This window comes from Streptomyces sp. M2CJ-2, from assembly GCF_016757295.1.
Lineage (GTDB): Bacteria > Actinomycetota > Actinomycetes > Streptomycetales > Streptomycetaceae > Streptomyces.
The window spans coordinates 1-1,663 of the sequence record NZ_JAESIF010000222.1 but is presented as its reverse complement, the minus strand read 5'-3'; the positions used below and the strand labels follow the sequence as shown (position 1 = coordinate 1,663).

Annotated in this window: 2 protein-coding genes; both read left to right on the top strand. The window is 70.8% G+C overall.

Going from position 1 to position 1,663, the window contains the following annotated elements:
• Positions 1-1,563: acyl-CoA carboxylase subunit beta (locus tag JL475_RS38945; protein ID WP_202282917.1), on the top strand; the 1,563-nt coding region annotated here is incomplete at its 5' end.
• 51 nt (positions 1,564-1,614) lie between these two features.
• A partial coding sequence (locus JL475_RS41840; RefSeq protein ID WP_368860259.1) for an acyl-CoA carboxylase subunit epsilon occupies positions 1,615-1,663 on the top strand: 49 nt, incomplete at its 3' end.

Here is a 1,663-nt window from a genome sequence, read left to right as displayed (position 1 = left end):
GACATGCGTACGACCGCGGGGAAGCTCGCGGACCTGCAGCAACGGATCCACCAGGCGACGCACGCCGGTTCGGAACGCGCCGTGGAAAAACAGCACGCCAAGGGCAAACTCACCGCCCGGGAACGGATCGCCCTGCTGCTGGACGAGGACTCCTTCGTGGAGCTGGACGAGTTCGCCCGGCACCGCTCCACCAACTTCGGCCTGGAGGAGAACCGCCCCTACGGCGACGGCGTGATCACCGGCTACGGCACCGTCGACGGCCGCCCGGTGGCCGTCTTCTCCCAGGACTTCACCGTCTTCGGCGGCGCGCTGGGCGAGGTCTACGGGCAGAAGATCGTCAAGGTGATGGACCTCGCGCTGAAGACCGGCTGCCCCATCATCGGCATCAACGACTCCGGCGGCGCCCGCATCCAGGAGGGGGTGGCCTCGCTGGGCGCCTACGGCGAGATCTTCCGCCGCAACACCCACGCCTCCGGGGTGATCCCGCAGATCTCCCTGGTGCTCGGCCCGTGCGCGGGCGGCGCGGTCTACTCCCCGGCGATCACCGACTTCACCGTGATGGTCGACCAGACCTCGCACATGTTCATCACCGGCCCGGACGTGATCAAGACGGTCACCGGCGAGGACGTCGGCTTCGAGGAGCTGGGCGGCGCCCGCACCCACAACACCGCCTCCGGGGTGGCCCACCACCTGGCCGGCGACGAGAAGGACGCCATCGACTACGTCAAGCAGCTGCTGTCCTACCTGCCGTCCAACAACCTCGCCGAGCCGCCGGCCTTCCCGGAGGAGGCGGACCTGACGGTCACCGACGAGGACCGGGAGCTGGACACCCTGATCCCGGACGCGGCCAGCCGGCCCTACGACATGCACACGGTGCTCGAGCACGTGCTGGACGACGGCGAGTTCCTGGAGACCCAGCCGCTGTTCGCGCCGAACATCCTCACCGGCTACGGCCGCGTCGAGGGCCGGCCGGTGGGCGTGGTGGCCAACCAGCCGCTGCAGTCCGCCGGCTGCCTGGACATCGCCGCCAGCGAGAAGGCGGCCCGGTTCGTGCGCACCTGCGACGCCTTCAACCTGCCGGTGCTCACCTTCGTGGACGTGCCCGGCTTCCTGCCCGGGGTGGGCCAGGAGCACGAGGGCATCATCCGCCGCGGCGCCAAGCTGATCTTCGCCTACGCGGAGGCCACGGTGCCGCTGATCACGGTGATCACCCGCAAGGCGTTCGGCGGCGCCTACGACGTGATGGGCTCCAAGCACCTGGGCGCCGACGTGAACCTGGCCTGGCCGACCGCGCAGATCGCGGTGATGGGCGCGCAGGGCGCGGTCAACATCCTGCACCGGCGCGCCCTGGCCGAGGCCGAGGACGCCGAGGCCACCCGGGCGAGGCTGATGCAGGAGTACGAGGACGCGCTGCTCAACCCGTACACCGCGGCCGAGCGCGGCTACGTGGACGCGGTGATCATGCCGTCCGAGACCCGCCGGCACCTGGTGCGCGGGCTGCGCCAGCTGCGCAGCAAGCGCGCGTCGCTGCCGCCCAAGAAGCACGGCAACATCCCCCTCTAGCCACCTGCCCGCCCCCCTGCCAGCCCCCCTTCTAGCCCCCCAGGAGCCGCTGTGATCAAGGTCGTACGGGGCCATCCCACCCCGGAGGAGCTCGCCGCCG